This is a genomic window from Sabulibacter ruber (assembly GCF_017355955.1).
Taxonomy (GTDB): domain Bacteria; phylum Bacteroidota; class Bacteroidia; order Cytophagales; family Hymenobacteraceae; genus Nibribacter; species Nibribacter ruber_A.
In genome coordinates, this window is record NZ_JAFFID010000149.1 from 1 (window position 1) to 264 (window position 264).

The window sequence follows — 264 nt, forward strand, 5'->3', positions numbered from 1 at the left end:
GACGCGCAGCCGGCCGCGAACGCTGATGTCGCCTTCGAAGCGGCCGGCGATGTCGGCCTCCTCGATCTCGACCGAGCCCTTGAAGAGGCCGGTCTCGGCGATCTCGATGGAACGGCCCTCGCGCAGCTTGGCCTCGACGGTGCCCTCGACGACCAGCACGTCGCAGGAGCCGATCTCGCCGGCGAGCGAGATGTCGCGGCCGACGATCAGGCGGCGCTGGTCGTTCGACAGCGGGGCCGCGGGCGCCGGCGCCGGTGCTGCCTG

The 264-nt window shown here is 72.7% G+C and carries 1 protein-coding gene; it reads right to left on the reverse strand.

From position 1 onward, the window contains the following. Positions 1-264 (reverse strand): bactofilin family protein (locus tag JT719_RS24830; RefSeq protein WP_207436457.1); only part of this gene is annotated, 264 nt, incomplete at both ends.